This window comes from Pseudomonas sp. PAMC 25886, assembly GCF_000242655.1.
GTDB lineage: Bacteria > Pseudomonadota > Gammaproteobacteria > Pseudomonadales > Pseudomonadaceae > Aquipseudomonas.
Genome location: NZ_AHHC01000010.1, coordinates 23,477 through 40,909, shown reverse-complemented (window position 1 = coordinate 40,909; position 17,433 = coordinate 23,477). Strand labels below are relative to the sequence as shown.

The window sequence follows — 17,433 nt, the reverse complement described above, 5'->3', positions numbered from 1 at the left end:
TAGAACGCGGTCACCTGTGGGAGCTGGCTTGCCTGCGATGAGGCCGTCAAATACAGCAGAAAACTACCTGACACCCCCACGCAATTCCCCCACAACCCCATGCAAAGCCTCGGGCGTCGCCGCCTCCACGGTCACTGGCGCGCCAGCCACCAACGTCACCCGCGACCAGATCCGATGAAAGAACCCCTTGTTCGGATCGCGACTGAAGAAACTCCCCCACAACCCCTGCAGCGCCATCGGAATCACCGGCACTGGCGTCTCTTCAAGAATCCGCGTGACGCCGCTCCGGAACTCGTTCATCTCGCCATCGGAGGTCAATTTGCCTTCCGGGAAGATGCACACCAGCTCGCCGTCTTTCAGGTAGTGGGCAATACGCTGGAACGCCTTTTCGTAGATCTGGATGTCCTCATGCCGCCCGGCAATCGGAATCGCCCCGGCGGTACGGAAGATGAAGTTCAGCACTGGCAGACGATAGATCTTGTAATACATGACAAAGCGAATCGGCCGACGCACCGCGCCGGCGATCAGCAGCGCATCGACAAACGATACGTGGTTGCACACGAGCAGTGCCGCGCCTTCGTCCGGGATCAGGTCGAGGTTTTTATGCTCGACGCGGTACATGGAATGGCCCAGCAGCCAGATCATGAAACGCATGGTGAACTCGGGCACGATCTTGAAGATGTAGGCGTTGACCGCGATGTTCAGCAGCGACACCACCAGGAACAACTCGGGGATCGACAGCTTGGCCATGCTCAGCAGCACAATCGAGACAATCGCCGAGACCACCATGAACAGCGCGTTGAGGATGTTGTTGGCCGCGATCACCCGTGCACGCTCGTTCTCGGCGGTACGCGACTGGATCAGCGCGTACAGCGGCACGATATAGAAGCCGCCGAATACGCCGAGGCCGAGGATATCGAACAATACCCACCACGCTTGGCCATAGCTCAGCACCGCGATCCAGTCGTTGGCCTGGACGTTCTGCGGGAAACCGCCGGAATGCCACCACAGCAACAGGCCGAACACAGTGAGGCCGAAGGAGCCGAACGGTACCAGACCGATTTCCACCTTACGCCCGGACAACTTCTCGCACAGCATCGAGCCCAGGGCGATACCCACCGAGAACACCGTGAGGATCAGCGTGACCACCGTCTCATCGCCATACATCCATTCCTTGGCGTAGGCGGGGATTTGCGTCAGGTAGATCGCGCCGACAAACCAGAACCACGAGTTACCGACAATCGAGCGCGACACCGCCGGTGTCTGACCCAGGCCCAGTTTCAGGGTGGCCCAGGACTGGCTGAAGATATTCCAGTTCAGGCGCATCTCCGGGCTGGAAGCCGCTGCGCGAGGAATGCTGCGACTGGCCAGGTAACCCAGCACCGCGATGCCGACGATGGCGGTCGACACCACCGGCGCGTAATGGGTGGAAGACATCATGATCCCGGCGCCGATGGTGCCGGCAAGAATCGCGAGGAACGTGCCCATTTCCACCAGGCCGTTGCCACCCACCAGCTCATCTTCGTGCAGCGCCTGGGGCATGATCGAGTACTTCACCGGCCCGAACAGGGCCGAATGCGTGCCCATGGCAAACAACGCCAGCAGCATCAACTCCAGGTGGTTGAACATGAAGCCCACCGCCCCCACGGACATGATCACAATCTCGCCGATCTTGATCACCCGGATCAGCGCGTCCTTGTTGAATTTCTCGCCAAATTGCCCGGCCAGGGCCGAGAACAGGAAGAACGGCAGGATAAACAGCAAGGCGCACAGGTTGACCCAGATCGAGCGGTCGCCCTCGATGGTCAGCTTGTAGAGAATCGCCAGGATCAACGACTGCTTGAAGATATTGTCGTTGAACGCCCCGAGGGACTGGGTAATGAAGAACGGCAGGAAACGCCGTTTGCGCAGCAAAGTGAATTGCGAGGGGTGGCTCATCGTCCGTGTTCCTGCGTGGCCTGAGACTGTTATCGCCTTTAGGCTGTTATAGAAAGTCAGGCCACGACTTTACCTAATCCCGATTACTTATTCGCTAGTCCCGCAATGCAAGGCGATACAAAAAGCTCGCCTTTATAGGCGCCCTGCACGGTGCGCTTGGCCACGATCAGCCACATCAGCGCCAACGCCGCCACCAGCACACTGCCGACGATACTGAAGAAGCCCAGGTGCAAGGTGCTCGCCAGTTTCAGCGTGGCCAGCGAGTACACGCCCAACGGGAAGGTGAAACCCCACCAGCCAAGGTTGAACGGAATGCCGGCCCGCAGGTAACGCACGGTGATCAGCACCGCGATCAGCATCCACCACAAACCGAACCCCCACAGGGTGATACCGGCGATCAGACCAATACCATTGGCCATTTCACCGACGCCGGGCAAACCGTTGGCGGCGAAGATGGCAGGCGCATCACCGCCCAACACCAGCATGCCCAGGGCACCAGTGCCGATGGGGCCAAGCGCCAGCCAGCTCGACGCGGCCATATTGGCGTGGGGCAGTTTATGCAGGGCCATGCGCAGCATGAGGATGGTCAGGATGCTGAACGCCACCGGCAGGGAAAACGCCCACAGCACGTAGCTGGTCACCAGCATTACCAATTGCGAATGGGCGTCGGCCAGGTGCGGCGCCAGCAAGCCACCGCTGGCGGCGGCGACCTCGGCCGCCACCACCGGCAACAGCCACACGGCGGTCATCTGGTCGATGCTGTGTTCCTGGCGGGTGAACATCATGAACGGGATCAACACCCCGCAGGCCAACGCCATCGCCACGTCCAGCCACCACAGCACTTCGGCCAGGTGCACCACGCCATCGCCCCAGCGCGGCAAGCCGAACAGCAGAAAGCCATTGATGATGGTCGCCAGGCCCATGGGGATGGTGCCGAAAAACATCGACACCGTGGAGTGCCCGAAAATGCGCCGCGCCTCGTGGAAAAACATCACCCAGCGGGCCGCGTACAGCACGCTGAACAGCACAAACAGGCCGATGGTAAACAGCCACAGCCCTTCGGCGATGGCATGCAACCCCGGCACGTTGACCGGCAATTGTGCCAGCGCCAACGCCAGCACCCCGGTGCCCATGGTGGCGGCAAACCAGTTGGGGGTGAACTGGCGAATCACTTCCCGGGGACGGGTCAGGTGACTGAACGGTTTCAAACGGCTTTGAAGGGTATTGGGGCAAGTCATGGTGAAATCCTCTTCCTCGCATGAGGTTGAGACCATGGTAGAACCGAATCGAATATCTATATAACGGGTAATATCTCTAACTGTTATCTACTTTATAGATATGCAGTCAAACACTGCCCTCGGATTCAATCACCAGGATCCGCGCCGGGCCCTGTGGATGGGCCACGTGCTCGGTGCCGACGCTGGCGTAAAAGATGTCGCCGACCTGCAACAAAACAATCTGTTCGGTTCCGTTTTCGCGGTAGTGCATCTGAACCTCGCCATCCAGCACCACGAACACTTCTTCCCCGTCATTGATGTGCCAGCGGTAGGGCTGGTCGGTCCAGTGCAAACGGGTGGTGATGCCGTTCATGTTGGCGATGTCCAGCGCCTCCCAGGCGCGGCTTCCGGTGAAGTCCTTGCTGTGGATGATCTTCATGCGTGAATCCCAAGGCGTACTACGGGTGGCGGATTATTACCGAATCAATTGCCCGCCGTCGCCCTGCTCCTCGCCAAATCCTGCAACAGCAGCGCAACCAAAGCGCCGAGCGCCAGTACGATCAACACCACGCCATAACCGTCCGTGGTGGCGATCAAGCCGAAGCTGCGGGTGAGGTTGCCCGCCAACAGCGACGGCACGCAGAACGCCAGGTAACTCAGCACATAGAACGCCGACATCAAACCGGCCCGTTCATGGGGCAAAGCCAACGGCAAGACGCTGCGCAGTGCGCCGAGGAAACCCGAGCCAAAGCCGCCGCCGGCAATCAGCGTGGCGACGAAAAACAACGGCAGGCTGGCGCTGTGGACGGCTGTAAGGATCAGCGCGACACCCACCGCCAGCAGCACGGCGCCCAAGCGCAGGACCTTGTCCGCCGGACGGTTGCGCAGGCTGAAAATCATCACCGCCCCGCTCAACGTCAACACCGCGACAAGCCCGCCGCCGATCAGGTTCGAGGTAGACCCGGTCGCCGCTCGCACCAGCGAGGGCGCCAGGGACAGGTAGAAACCGCCCATGGCCCACACTGCCACATCCACCGGCAGCGAGATCCACAACGCGCGCCGCGCCTGGGGCGGTACATGCAAGGTCGGCCACAGCGAGGCCAGCGCGCCCGGGATCCGGCTGACCGTTTCCGGCAGGCGCCACACATAGATCGCCTGTGCCAGCATCAAGCCGAGCAAGGTCCAGTAAATCAAGGTGGTTGGCATCGGCGCGAACTCCACCAGCAGGCTACAGCCCATGGCGCCGCAGGCCATGCCCAGCAAAGGCGCTACGCTGTTGATCAGCGGGCCTTGCTGACGGTCAGTGTCGAGCAATGCGGCGCCCAATACGGCAGTGGCCATGCCGGTGGCAAAGCCTTGTACCGTGCGAGCCGCAATCAACCAGCCGACGCTGTCGGCATTGATAAACAGCAGCATTGCCAGCATATCGAGGAGCAGCGCAGCAAAGATTACCGGCTTGCGCCCCAGGTGGTCCGACAGTGAACCCACGGTCAACAGGGCCGCCAGCAGGCTCAAGGCGTAGATACCGAACACCAGGGTCAGCATGGCTGCCGAAAAATGCAGGCCTTCCTGATAGAGGTGGTACAACGGCGTCGGCGCGCTGGAGGCGGCGAGGAACGTCAGCAAGGTGATCGCCAGGAACACCAGGCTGGAACGATGGGAAGTAACGCTGGACATGGGCACGCTCCGCTAAAGCTAATATTTTGCTTTTGCGAAGTGTGCTACCGGATGGCGCTTAAAGCAAATTCTTTGTGTTAAGGTTTTACGCATGGCGATAAAAGAAGGCCTCCGCCCGGGGGGCCGTAGTGCCCGGGTACAAGAATCCGTTCATTCGGCGGTGCGCGAATTGCTCGACGAGCAGGAGCGTTCCAGCGTGACCGTGCCGCAGATAGCCGCCCGTGCGGGTGTCACGCCCTCGACCATCTACCGCCGCTGGGGCGACCTTGCTGCGCTGCTGGCTGATGTCGCCATGGCTCGTCTGCGTCCGGACAGTGAGCCGGCTAACACTGGCAGCCTGCGCGGAGACCTGCGGGCCTGGGGTGAGCAATATCGCGATGAAATGAGTTCGGATCTTGGCCGGGAGATGATGCGCGATGTGCAATGCAGCCAGGCGCCGGGGTATTGCGTGGGGATTCTCACCGGGCAGCTGGAAATCATTCTGGATCGCTATCCGGGCGACGCTGAAACTGCCCCCAGTGTGGATCGGCTGATTAACCTGATCGTCGCGCCTACCGTTTTTCGCAGTCTGTTTTCTACCGTGCCGCTGCAGGTGGAAGAGCTGCATGAGTTGATTGAGTTGGCTTTGCAGCGGTGAGTGGGGTTTGTGGCTTGGGTGTATATCCATTTTTTGGGTGATGGCTTCGATTGGTTCCGCTCTTACAGCGGGTCACTTTTGAAAGGAGCCCAAAAGTAACCAAAAGGCTCTTGCCCCACCACTCGGCACCTCGCTCAGGCTCGGTGTGCCCTCTCTCCGGTACTACTGCGTGGGCCGCCGCGACGGGGCGTCCCTGCCCCGTCGCGGCTAAACCGGCGTCCTGCCGGTTTACCCGCTCCGTACTACCTGCGTTCGGCCAGCGTGGTTTAACGGGGCGCCTAAAATCAAGATCAAAAGCAGATCAACAGCACAGCGGCGTACAGGCCGGCTTGAGTGGTGTGAAGCAAAAGCAAAATCAAAATCTAAAGCGGCCACGATCCCCTGTAGGAGCTGGCTTGCCTGCGATGGCATCAACTGGATGTACCTGAAAAACCGAGTTGTCTGCATCGCAGGCAAGCCAGCTCCCACAGAAAAAGCAGAGCCGCAGCAGTTTCAGATTTGGTTTTCCGCTTTTGGTTTTTGATCTGGCTTCTACCACTCAAGCCGGCCTGTAGGCCGCTGTGCTCTTGCTTTTGATCTTGATCTGGCTCTGACTGCCCCAATAAGCCCGAGGCCGAACGCAGGGATTGAGGAGCGGGTAAACCGGCAGGACGCCGGTTTAGCCGCGACGGGGCAGGGACGCCCCGTCGCGGCGGCCCGCGGAGCAATGCCGGAGTGAGGGAACACCGAGCCTAGGCGAGGTGCCGACAGGCGGGGCAGAGCGTTTTGGTTACTTTGCCGCTTTTGCAAAGTGACTCGCTGTAAGAGCGAAACCCTAAGCCGCCGTTACGCAAACAACGGATATACCCCCCCAACCAAACGCAAAAAAAAAACGGCCTCATCTGAAGGCCGTTTTTCATTACATCTCAACGCTTAGGTGCGCATCCCACGCCCACTCACCAGCAACCGCGCACAACCCACATACAGCACCACAGTCGCCACCAGCATAAACGTGATCGCCACACTGATCTTGATATCCGACACGCCCAAGATGCCATAGCGAAACGCGTTAACCATGTGCAAAACCGGGTTGGCCAACGACACCGTCTGCCAGAACGGCGGCAGCAAGGTGATCGAATAAAACACCCCACCCAGATACGTCAGCGGCGTCAGCACAAACGTCGGAATAATCGAAATGTCATCAAAGTTACGCGCAAACACCGCGTTGATGAACCCCAGCAACGAAAAGATCGTCGCCGTCAGCACCACCACCAGCAAGGTGATCCCTAGGTGATGCACCTGCAAATGGGTAAAGAACAACGACAGCAGCGTCACGATCACCCCGACCATCAACCCGCGCAGCACACCACCCAGGGTGTAGCCGATCAGGATCGTATGGGGCGACACCGGCGACACCATCAATTCCTCGATGGAACGCTGGAACTTGCTACCAAAAAAACTCGACACCACGTTGCCGTAGGAGTTGGTGATCACCGACATCATGATTAACCCCGGCACGATGTATTCCATATAGGTGAAACCACCCATATCACCAATCTGCCGACCAATCAGGTTGCCGAAAATGACAAAGTACAAAACCATAGTGATCGCCGGCGGCAGCAGGGTTTGCGGCCAGATCCGGGTAAAGCGCTTCACTTCGCGGTAGACGATAGTCTGCAGCGCGACAAGGTTGGGTTGCAGTTCCGAACTCATACCGCCACCTTCGCCAGATTTTTCTCCACCAGGGACACGAACAACTCCTCAAGGCGATTGGTTTTGTTACGCAGGCTCAGCACTTCGATGTTCTGGGTGGCCAGTTGGCCGAACAACGCGGTGATGCCCACGGCTTTGTCTACCTGTACTTCCAGGGTGTGGCTGTCCACCAGGCGGTTCGGGTAACCGATCAACTGCGGTGGCACCGACATGTTGTTCTTCAGGTCGAGCAGGAAGGTCTCGACGTGCAACTGGCTCAGCAAGTTACGCATGCTGGTGTTTTCGACGATGGTGCCGTGGTCGATGATGCCGATGTTGCGGCACAGCTGCTCAGCCTCTTCCAGGTAGTGCGTGGTGAGGATGATGGTGATGCCTTTCTGGTTCAGCTCGGTGAGGAACGTCCACATCGAGCGACGCAGCTCGATGTCCACACCCGCCGTGGGTTCGTCGAGGATCAGCAGGCGCGGTTCGTGAACCAGGGCTCGGGCGATCATCAGGCGGCGCTTCATGCCGCCGGACAGGGAACGCGAAGGCACGTCGCGCTTGTCCCACAGGCCCAGTTGGGTGAGGTATTGCTCGGCGCGTTCCTTGGCGATCTTCGGCGGGATGCCGTAGTAACCGGCCTGGGTCACGACGATGTCGAAGGTCTTTTCAAACTGGTTGAAGTTGAACTCCTGGGGCACCACGCCGATGCTGCGCTTGAGCGCCGCCGGGGATTTGTCCAGGTCGTTGCCAAAGATATTCACCGTACCGGTGGTCTTGTTGACCAGCGTCGAGAGAATGCCGATGGTGGTGGATTTGCCGGCGCCGTTGGGGCCGAGCAAGGCGAAGAAATCACCTTCGGCGACGTCCAGATCGATACCACTCAGGGCCTGGAAACCGTTGCCGTAGGTTTTGGTTAGCTGCCGGATGGACAGAGCGGAACTCATATCGGATTACGCACCAAAGAAAAGGAATAGAATTGTTACATGAGGGCAGACCGCACGGAATACAACGGCTGCGCGTGACAAGCATGGTGCTTGTCCGCGCCGCACAAGTACAGTCACCCGTATTAATAGTGGGTATCAGGTCAACGCGGTCATGACCGATTTCTGGTAGGCCGGACGCTGGCGCAGGCGCTGGTACCAGGCCTCCAGGTTCGGCATCGACGGGCGCTCTATGGGTATTTCGAACCAGGCATAAATGAAGCTGCCCAAGGGGATATCGCCCATGCCGATCTCGCTGCCGGACAGGTAAGGTTGCGCGGCCAAGGCCTGATCCACCGTCTGCAAGACATCGATGCAGGCCTGGCGACCGGCGTTGATGGTGTCCCAGTTCTGCTTTTCAGCCGGCGTCCGCAGCACGCCCCAGAACACGGTCTTGAATGGTTCGGCCAGGGTCGAGGTGGTCCAGTCCATCCACTTTTCGGCGTTGGCCCGGGCTTGCAGGTCGCTGGGGTACCAATTCGAATCCGGCGCATGTTTGGCGGCCAGATAACGCACGATGGTGTTGGATTCCCACAGCACAAAGTCGCCATCTTCAATCATCGGCACCCGGCCGTTGGGGTTCAGTGCGCGGTATTGCGGCGTGTCGACCACACCAAAAGCCCCGCCCGCATCAATTGCCTCATAGTCCAGGCCGAGTTCCTCGGCGCACCACAGTGCCTTCCTGACATTTGACGAATTTTTACGACCCCAGATTTTCAGCATGACCGCCCCGATTTTGAAAAAGATGGTTGGATGAATGCCGGGGCAGCATACGCCGGATCACGTCCGGCTTAAATCACTCTGCATGTCCCCCAACAGGATCGGCATCTGCTCGCCAAACAGGTGCGGGTAACATTTCTGAATGTGGGCGAAGAAGAATTCCTCGGGTACCTCGGCAAATTGCCCATGGTCCACCACGTATTCCATGGAGCGCTGGCCCTTGCGGTTGAAGGCGTGGAAAACACTGTCGTGGATGCCGTCGAAATCCAGCGGCGGCACATCGAACAGTTCGCACAGTTGCTGGTTGAATGCGGGCGTAGCCTTCACCCAACGGCCGTCCAGATACAGCTCGGTATAGCCATGCATGGCAAATACGTCACTTCTGAGCAGCTCGATCAAACGCGGCGTGGACAGGTGATTGCGCACGTCGGCCAGACCGATGCGCGCCGGGATCCCGCAGTGCCTTGCACACGCCGCCAACAGCGTCGCCTTGGGCACGCAATAACTCTCGCCGGCGGCCAATGCAAAGCTGCCGCTGAGGGTTTGCGGGTCGCGGCTGAAGGTGTAGGGGTTGTAGCGCACCGCCTCGCGCACGGCGTAGTAAAGACTGACTGCCTGGTCACGGGGCGCGGTACTCGAACCGCGATGTTTTTCGGCGAACTCCACCACCGCAGGGTGGTCACTATCGATGAAGCGGCCGGGATTCAAGTACGCATTCATGAGGTTAATCTCCGAGGCAAGCCTGGAGTCTAACCACAGGCCTGACCCAGGGATAACGACGATTCGGCCAAATGTCGGCGCCTGGTGGTGATCGTCCCCGGCACACCACGTAACACCCTCGTCACCCTGCTTTTTCGGATGCCGACTAAGCTCAGAGGTGATTTCGCACCTGGTTTCACGGAGGATTGAATATGCTGTTGTTGTGGATACTGGTTCTGGTGGTCGGCGTTGCCTACCTGGCACACCGGCGCACTGCGCCCCTGCCCGCCATTGGCGTGGTGGCCGTCTACCTGCTGGCGATGGGCGCCTTCAGCCACGCACCAGGCTGGTTGCTGCTGATCTTCTGGGTGCTGATCGCCCTGGTGGCCGCCCCGCTGCTGCTGCCCGACCTGCGCCGCAAGTACTTCACCGCGCCGCTGTTCAACTGGTTCCAGAAAGTCCTGCCGCCGATGTCCGAGACCGAGCGCGACGCCATCGACGCCGGCACCGTGTGGTGGGACGGCGAGCTGTTCAGCGGCCGCCCCGACTGGGACAAGCTGCTGGCCTATCCCAAAGCGCAATTGACCGAAGAAGAACAAGCCTTCATCGACGGCCCCACGGAAGAACTGTGCGCCATGGTCACCGACTGGGAAATCGGCCAGGCCATGGACCTGCCGCCCGCCGCCTGGGAACACATCAAGCAGCACGGCTTTTTCGCCCTGATCATCCCCAAGGAGTTCGGCGGCAAGGGTTTCTCCGCCTACGCCCACTCCCAGGTCGCGATGAAGCTGGCGACCCGCAGCGGCGACCTCGCCTCCACCGTCATGGTGCCCAACTCCCTGGGCCCCGCCGAATTGCTGCTGCATTACGGCACCGATGAACAACGCAACCATTACCTGCCCCGCCTGGCCCGTGGCGACGATATCCCGTGCTTTGCCCTGACTGGCCCGCTGGCGGGCTCCGATGCGGGCTCCATGCCCGACACCGGGGTGATCTGCAAAGGCGAATGGGAAGGCAAGGAAACCCTTGGCCTGCGCCTGAACTGGGAAAAACGCTACATCACCCTCGGCCCGGTAGCGACCTTGCTCGGCCTGGCGTTCAAGGCCCATGACCCGGACCACCTGCTGGGCGACGAAGAAGACCTCGGCATCAGCCTCGCGCTGATCCCCACCGACACCCCGGGCGTTGAAATCGGCCGCCGCCACCTGCCCCTGGGCGCCGCGTTCATGAACGGCCCCAACTCCGGCAAGGACGTGTTCATTCCCCTGGACTTCCTGATCGGTGGCCAGGAGATGCTCGGCAAGGGCTGGATGATGTTGATGAACTGCCTGTCGGTAGGCCGTTCGATTTCCCTGCCTGCCGTCGGCACCGGCGCGGCCAAGTTCACCAGCCTGGTGACAGGCCAATACGCCCAGGTGCGCGAGCAGTTCAACGTACCGCTTTCGGCCTTCGAAGGTATCCAGGAAGCCCTCGCCCGCATCGGCGGCAACGCGTGGCTGATGGACAGTGCCCGGATGCTCACCGCCAACGCGGTCGACCTGGGGGAAAAACCCTCGGTACTGTCGGCGATCCTCAAGTACCACCTGACCGAACGCGGTCGCGAGTGCATCAGCCATGCGATGGACGTGCATGGCGGCAAGGGCATCATCATGGGCCCCAACAATTACCTGGGCCGCAGCTGGCAAGGCGCACCGATCTTCATCACCGTGGAGGGCGCGAATATCCTCTCGCGCAACCTGATGATCTTCGGCCAGGGCGCGATTCGCTGCCATCCGTTCGTGCTCAAGGAAATGGCCCTGGCCGGTCGTGAGGACCATGACCAGGCGCTGAAGGAATTCGACGGCCTGCTGCTGCAACACATCGGGTTTGCCGTGAGCAACGCTGCCAGCACCCTGGTGCTGAACCTCGGCTTTGGTCACTTCGAAAAGGCCCCGGGCAACCGTTTGAGCCAGGGCTATTTCCGCGCACTCAACCGCCAGGCCGCTGCGTTTGCAATGCTGGCGGACCTGAGCATGATGCTGCTGGGCGGCGAATTGAAACGTCGCGAACGCCTGTCGGCACGCCTTGGTGATGTGCTGAGCCACATGTACCTGGCATCGGCTGCGCTCAAGCGTTATCACGACCTGGACTCGCCAGACCACCTGGAACCACTGTTCGCCTGGGCCATGGAAGAGAGCCTTGGCCACTCCGAGCGTGCACTGGATGAACTGCTGACCAACTTCCCGAGCAAGGTGTTGGGTTGTCTGTTGCGGGTGATCGTGTTCCCGTTCGGCCGCCGTCATAAAGGCCCGTCCGATGCACTGGATGCCGAGGTGGCCGCAGTGCTCGGTCGCGCCAAGGGTGACCCGACACTGGAAGCGGTGCTGGCGGGCTGCTATCGCCCACAGTCCGCAGAAGATCCGGTGGGCGCCTTGCAACATGCATACGACCTGCTGGCCGACAGCCATCCGTTGCAGAAAAAACTCCACGAGGGCCTCAAGAGCGGCCAGGTCAAACCGACCGCTGGCGAACACGCCATCGACGCCGCGCTGCATGCCGGCGTGCTGCAACCGGCCGAGGCGCAGACCTTGCGTGACGCTGAAGCGGCGCGACGCAAGGTGATCGACGTGGATGATTTCAGCAAGGAAGAGCTGAGCCAGGCAGAGGGAAAAGTCCGCTAATCCCAGCGGTCATATAAAAACGGGCAGAGTGCCCTGCCTCACAAATACTGATCCCTTTTGACGGCGTCTGTTGTCGTCATGCTGCGTTGCCGCTCCTCGCCATAGCACGCTATGACTCGTCGCGGCGCCTTGCCTGACAACAACAGCCACTCGTCAAAAGGAATCGTATTTGTGAGGCAAGGCACCGAGCTATATACTCTCGCGCCCGTTTTGCTCTTGAGGACTTATCTCGTGTCCAATGTCGTTGCCGATCATCTCGTCTTGCTCGACCACCTGCGCAGCATCCTGGTTGCCGTCGGCGAAGCCGAACAGGTTCCCGAGGAAAGCCACCTTCTGTTCCTGGAGCGCTTCGATGAACTGCGCGCCCTGCTGCCGATCGACCCGATCGAAAGCCAGTACCTGGGCCAGGACATGATGAGCCAGGTCATCCTGCGCTACCCGCAAATTGCTCACCTGGTGCCGCGCGACCTGCTGTGGTTCTTCGGTGGCGATTGCCTGCACTTCATGCCCGACGACGAACTGGACCTGTACCAGGCCCTGGAAGAGCGTCGCTTCGAAGCTGAACAAAACGATGAACCGTTCGACTGGAACCAGGAAAAGCAGTTGTTGGCCATGTCCAACGACCAGCCCAAGCACTGATCTGTAATGTGCTGAGGGGCTTACTGTGGTGAGCGGGCTTGCCCCGCGCTGGGCTGCGAAGCAGCCCCCCATCAAGATCACATCATTCTTTCAGACAGATCGAGGCGACAGGCTTTAGGGCCGCTTCGCAGCCCAGCGCGGGGCAAGCCCACTCACCACAAAAACCGCCTCATCACAAAAAACCGCCTCGGCACCTATCGTTTATGCAGCGTCGGCTCTTTAGCCATGCACTCCACCAGATAATCAATAAACACCCGCAACTTCGGCGGCAAATACCGCGTCGGTGAATGCAGCAACCACGCATCCCCGTGGTACGACGCAATAAAATCCCACCCCGGCAACACCTGCACCACGTCCCCCGCTTCCAGCGCATGCCGCGCCGTGAAATACGGCAAGCTGCCCATTCCCACATGCTGCAATACGGCATCCAGCCGCACCCCGGTGTGATTGGCTGCATAGCGCCCGCGCACGCCCACCGTCACCGCCTTGCTGCCCTGGCGAAATTTCCAGCGCGCATCCCCCGGCGTCTCCCCGAGGTAGATGCAACTGTGCTCCAGCAAATCATGGGGATGCTCTGGCGTACCGTGCTCGGCCAGGTACTGCGGCGTGGCGCAGACCAAGTGGTCGATGGGCAGCAGTTGGCGCCCCACCAAGCCCGGCGGCGGGCTGTCGGTGATGCGAATGCTCAAGTCGACATTGTCATCAATCAGGTCCACATGCCGGTCCTCAAGGATCAACTGCACATCAACCTTGGGATAACGCCGCAGAAACTCCGGCATATGCGGGTGCACCACAAAGCGCCCCACCGCCTTGGGCACGCTGACCCGCACCAGCCCTTCGGCCTCGTGGGTGTATTGCCCGCTGATTTCCATCACCGAGCGCGCAGCACTGACCATTTCCTGGCAGCGCTTGAACACTTCCTCCCCGCCTTCGCTGAGGCGCAATTTGCGCGTGGTGCGTTGCAGCAGGCGCGTCGCCAGGGCCTTTTCCAGGCGCGAGATGCTGCGGCTCACGGAGGACGGCGATGCCCCCAGTTGCCGCGCGGCTTCGGAGAAGCTGCCGGTTTCCACCACCTTGACGAAAATCGCCATTTCGCCCAGCAGCGGCAAGGGAAGATTGATGCTCATGACGCACAAGTCCATTGAGATTTGAACGGATTATCACCCATTGGCGCACTTCTTATACTGCCCGATAGAAACCCTGATGCGGATGTAAATGATGACCCAGCGCCTGTTCTTTACCCATGACCACCTGAATGCCGAACTTGAAGTGCTGGGATGCACACCCTTTGATGACCAGTTTGCGGTGATCCTGCAGTCCACGATCTTCCATCCCCAAGGTGGCGGCCAGCCATCCGATACCGGCTGGCTGGGGGAAAGCCAGGTATTGAAAGTGGTGCAGGAAGGCGATCGTGTCGTGCACTACGTCGACCGCCCCGTGGCAATCGGCCCCATACCGGCACGCGTCGATGAAGAGCGCCGCACCCTGCACACGCGCCTGCATTCGGCCGGGCATCTGATCGGCAATGCCGGCGAAACCCTGGGCTGGATGCCGATCAAGGCCCATCACTGGCCGGGCGAAGGCAAGATCACGTTTATTCGCGGTACCTCGGCTCAAGCGATGGACGCCGAGGCGATTCAACAGAAAGTTGATCAATGGGTCGCGGCCAACCTGCCACGCCATATGACACTGGATGAAGGCACCCGGGAAGTGGGTTTTGGCGAGCTGCCGGCCTATGCCTGCGGCGGGACGCATGTGCAGGCCTTGGGGGACGTAGGCCAGGTGAAGATCCTGGCCCTGTCCGAGAAAAAAGGGGCGCTGTCGGTGCGCTACAGCCTGGACTGACTAAACCGCAATCGCCCCCGCCCTGCCCGGCTCCACCACAAATGACGTGAGGGTCGAGACACTGGCATGTGGATCCCGGGGATCGGAAATCACCCGGAAGTTCGTCAGCATATTCGTCTCCTCGAGTGCCACCGACACGTAGCCGCGCTGGCGGCTGTCGAAGAACTTCACATGAGGGTTCAACGGCAAAATTGAGTTGAACGCCTCAAACGGCGGCCCGTCGGAGGTCACCGACGTGCCGACGAACTCGGTGGCGATAACTCGTGAGTCGGGGTTATTGGCATAGGCGTGCAGGTCGGTGGTCCAGAATGAGTGAATATCGCCGCCCCAGAACACCGGGTTACTCACGCGCCTGCGCTCGATAGACGCCAGCACCCGCTCGCGGGTTGCGATATAGCCATCCCAGCCATCTGTCCAATGGCCCAGTGCCTGGCTCTGGGGGTCACGCTGAATCAGCGGCGCCACCAGCAGGTCCTGGGCGATCACGTTCCACTGTGCCCGGGACTGCGCAAACCCTTGGTCCAGCCACGCCTCTTGCTCCCAGCCAAGCATCGTGCGCCGGGGATTGCGCAGGTCAATGCAGCTGTCATCCGCGATATGCCCCTTGCGACTCCCGTTCGCCGAAATACACGGCTGCTCGGAACGATACTGCCGGCCGTCCAGCACGTGGAAACGTGCCAACCGCCCGTAGTCCAGGCGCCGATACACACGCATGTCCGGCCCTCGCGGCAGGCTGCTCGCCCGCAGCGGCATATGTTCATAGAACGCCTGGTAGGCCGCCGCCCGCTGCTTGAGAAACGCCGCCACGGGGACGTTCGGGTCCTGGGACCACTGGCTGGCGTAGTCGTTTTGCACTTCGTGATCGTCCCAGGTCGCCACGCTGGGCGCCGCGGCATGCAGCGCCTGCAAATCCGGATCGGTCTTGTAGAGGGCGTAGCGGTTGCGGTAATCCGCAAGGCTCAGCGCATTGCCGCTGCCGTGGGAGCGAATGACCTTGCCGGAATCAGCCGCGTAGGAACTGTCGTAGATGTAGTCACCGAGGAAAAACACCAGGTCCGGCTGCTCGGCGGCCAAATGCCGATAGGCGCTGAAGTAGCCGCGCTCCCAATGGGAACAGGAGACAAAACCCAACCGGGCCGACGCCATGGCATGCACCGCTGGCGCCGTGCGCGACTGGCCTACCGGGCTTTGCGCGCCGAGGCCTTCAAACTGGTACCAGTAAGGCCGGCCTGCTTCCAACCCGGCGACTTCCACATGCACCGAGTGGGCGAAACGCTCGCTGGCCATGACCTCACCCCGGCGCACGATCCGCGTCATCGCCGCATCACTGGCCACCTTCCAGCGCACCGGCACCGCGCGACCCAATCCACCACGGCCGTCTGCGGCATTGAACAAGGGCGCGAGGCGCGTCCAGATTACGAAACCGTCCGGCAATGGATCGCCGGAAGCCACACCCAGGGTGAAGGGATAGTCGATGCCCGCACTGCGGGCGAACGGGCTGAGAATCGAAAACGCCGTGGCAACCGCCAGGCCGCCCAGGACCCGACGGCGACCTGGGTCTGGCAGATGACTCATAGCGGGTACTCGCGGGAGTCGAGCGGGTTCTGCCAATCCTTGCGCACTACGCCGAACAGCGACAGGTCTTCATAAACCCCATTCTTGAGGAAGGCGCCTGGCTGGCAGCCCTCGTAACGCAAACCGATTTTCTCCATCACCCGGGCCGACGCTCTATTACGGGTAAAACACTGCCCTCCGATACGGTGCAGCGCCAATTCGCTGAAGCCAAAGTGCATCAGCCCACAGGCGGCTTCGGCAGCGTAGCCACGGTCCCGGCAATCCGCCGCCACCCATCCACCCAGCAGCCCACTGTGATGATTGGCAGACAGGCGAATGCTGACCATCCCCACCAACTCCCCGGTTTCCCTCAAGTGAATGCCGAGGCCCAGCGCCGTCCCCGAACGATACTTTTCTTCAAGTTCACCGATAAAAGCGTGGGCCACTTCTAGGGTATAGGGCGACGGGATAGTCGCGGTGTTTTCGGCAATCAGCGGCCCGCTGGCCAGGGTGCAAAGCACCTCGGCCTGGTCCTTGTGTAACGCTTTCAACACCAGTCGCGGGGTGGATAAAAAAGGCAGCGCAACGCTCATGACAGAGGGCTCGGGAAATAAATTCTCCCAGAATGTACTCGCTCCGTGTCAGTTTCATTACGTACATAAATAATCCGAATGTCCGCTTAGGAGTGCCGTAATAGAGCCTTAAAATCTTAAATTAATGTTAACCATTCGGTCATTTTTCGTTGCTAGCGTGTCGCCCCTAATCAACAACGGGGTAGCGGCATGAGAACTTGGGATGAACCCAAAAAGCGCAAGGCACACATCGAACTGATCCCGATGATCGACGTGATGATGTTTCTTTTGGTGTTTTTTGTACTGGTGAGTTTGAACGTGATTCCCGCCCTGGGCATGAAGACACAATTGCCGAGCGCCAGCAGTTCGCAGCAGCTCAAGCCACAAAATAAATTCATCTTGACCCTGGGCCTGGAAGGTCAGCTGCAGCTCGACGGCAAGGAGATCACCGTCGACGCGTTGGTGCCTGCGCTCAAGTCGGCAGAGAAGCCTGATACCAAGTCGACCATCATCGTCAACAGCGACAAAGGCGTGGAAGTGGCCCGCCTGGTTGAAGTCATGGACACCCTGCGCCTGGGTGGCTTTACCTCCGTCTCCATCGCCACGAAAAAGTCCTGA

Annotated in this window: 16 protein-coding genes; 5 read left to right on the top strand and 11 right to left on the bottom strand. The window is 60.3% G+C overall.

From position 1 onward, the window contains the following. Window positions 1-63 precede the first annotated feature (63 nt). From MUM_RS0101955 to MUM_RS0101940, 4 genes are all read right to left on the bottom strand, one after another. Window positions 64-1,938, bottom strand: a complete 1,875-nt coding sequence (locus MUM_RS0101955; RefSeq protein ID WP_010166394.1) for an MFS transporter — start codon at window positions 1,936-1,938, stop codon at window positions 64-66. An 83-nt stretch (window positions 1,939-2,021) separates the two neighbouring features. Next, window positions 2,022-3,176, bottom strand: coding sequence for a TDT family transporter (locus MUM_RS0101950; RefSeq protein WP_010166392.1), 1,155 nt, complete (start codon window positions 3,174-3,176; stop codon window positions 2,022-2,024). 106 nt (window positions 3,177-3,282) lie between these two features. Further along, window positions 3,283-3,594: a cupin domain-containing protein gene (locus tag MUM_RS0101945; RefSeq protein ID WP_010166390.1), complete on the bottom strand. Its 312-nt coding sequence runs from the start codon at window positions 3,592-3,594 to the stop codon at window positions 3,283-3,285. A 44-nt stretch (window positions 3,595-3,638) separates the two neighbouring features. After that, window positions 3,639-4,832, bottom strand: a complete 1,194-nt coding sequence (locus MUM_RS0101940; protein ID WP_010166388.1) for an MFS transporter — start codon at window positions 4,830-4,832, stop codon at window positions 3,639-3,641. A 91-nt stretch (window positions 4,833-4,923) separates the two neighbouring features. Between MUM_RS0101940 and MUM_RS0101935 the strand changes: the two genes are divergently transcribed. Then, on the top strand, window positions 4,924-5,469 hold the full coding sequence (locus tag MUM_RS0101935; protein WP_010166386.1) for a TetR/AcrR family transcriptional regulator: 546 nt from the start codon (window positions 4,924-4,926) through the stop codon (window positions 5,467-5,469). Between the two features lie 912 nt (window positions 5,470-6,381). Here the strand turns inward: MUM_RS0101935 and MUM_RS0101930 are convergent. From MUM_RS0101930 to MUM_RS0101915, 4 genes are all read right to left on the bottom strand, one after another. Next, entirely contained in the window at window positions 6,382-7,161 is a 780-nt protein-coding gene (locus MUM_RS0101930) for an ABC transporter permease (RefSeq protein WP_003217229.1), read from the bottom strand. Further along, on the bottom strand, window positions 7,158-8,090 hold the full coding sequence (locus MUM_RS0101925) for an ABC transporter ATP-binding protein (RefSeq protein ID WP_010166381.1): 933 nt from the start codon (window positions 8,088-8,090) through the stop codon (window positions 7,158-7,160). The genes MUM_RS0101930 and MUM_RS0101925 overlap by 4 nt, the downstream gene beginning before the upstream one ends. Window positions 8,091-8,225: 135 nt before the next feature. Then, entirely contained in the window at window positions 8,226-8,849 is a 624-nt protein-coding gene (locus tag MUM_RS0101920; protein ID WP_010166379.1) for a glutathione S-transferase family protein, read from the bottom strand. Window positions 8,850-8,906: 57 nt separating this feature from the next. Continuing rightward, entirely contained in the window at window positions 8,907-9,566 is a 660-nt protein-coding gene (locus MUM_RS0101915; protein WP_010166377.1) for a transglutaminase-like domain-containing protein, read from the bottom strand. A 191-nt stretch (window positions 9,567-9,757) separates the two neighbouring features. Between MUM_RS0101915 and MUM_RS0101910 the strand changes: the two genes are divergently transcribed. Both MUM_RS0101910 and MUM_RS0101905 read left to right on the top strand, forming a co-directional pair. Continuing rightward, the gene (locus tag MUM_RS0101910; protein WP_010166374.1) at window positions 9,758-12,205 is read left to right on the top strand and encodes an acyl-CoA dehydrogenase; all 2,448 of its coding nucleotides are present in this window, start codon (window positions 9,758-9,760) and stop codon (window positions 12,203-12,205) included. A gap of 231 nt (window positions 12,206-12,436) precedes the next feature. Continuing rightward, a complete protein-coding gene (locus MUM_RS0101905) occupies window positions 12,437-12,844 on the top strand; it encodes a PA2817 family protein (RefSeq protein WP_003217220.1) in 408 nt (135 codons plus the stop codon). Window positions 12,845-13,038: 194 nt separating this feature from the next. Here MUM_RS0101905 and MUM_RS0101900 read toward each other — a convergent pair whose 3' ends face one another. After that, entirely contained in the window at window positions 13,039-13,971 is a 933-nt protein-coding gene (locus tag MUM_RS0101900; RefSeq protein ID WP_010166367.1) for a LysR family transcriptional regulator, read from the bottom strand. Between the two features lie 91 nt (window positions 13,972-14,062). Here MUM_RS0101900 and MUM_RS0101895 point away from each other — a divergent pair, with 91 nt between their 5' ends. Then, on the top strand, window positions 14,063-14,689 hold the full coding sequence (locus MUM_RS0101895) for a hypothetical protein (protein ID WP_010166365.1): 627 nt from the start codon (window positions 14,063-14,065) through the stop codon (window positions 14,687-14,689). Here MUM_RS0101895 and MUM_RS0101890 read toward each other — a convergent pair whose 3' ends face one another. Further along, window positions 14,690-16,264: an alkaline phosphatase D family protein gene (locus tag MUM_RS0101890; RefSeq protein ID WP_010166363.1), complete on the bottom strand. Its 1,575-nt coding sequence runs from the start codon at window positions 16,262-16,264 to the stop codon at window positions 14,690-14,692. Continuing rightward, a complete protein-coding gene (locus MUM_RS0101885) occupies window positions 16,261-16,836 on the bottom strand; it encodes a GNAT family N-acetyltransferase (RefSeq protein WP_010166362.1) in 576 nt (191 codons plus the stop codon). Before MUM_RS0101885 ends, MUM_RS0101890 begins: the two co-directional genes overlap by 4 nt. A 189-nt stretch (window positions 16,837-17,025) precedes the next feature. On the opposite strand from MUM_RS0101885, the gene MUM_RS0101880 reads away from it, so the two are divergent. Next, window positions 17,026-17,433, top strand: coding sequence for an ExbD/TolR family protein (locus MUM_RS0101880; protein WP_010166361.1), 408 nt, complete (start codon window positions 17,026-17,028; stop codon window positions 17,431-17,433).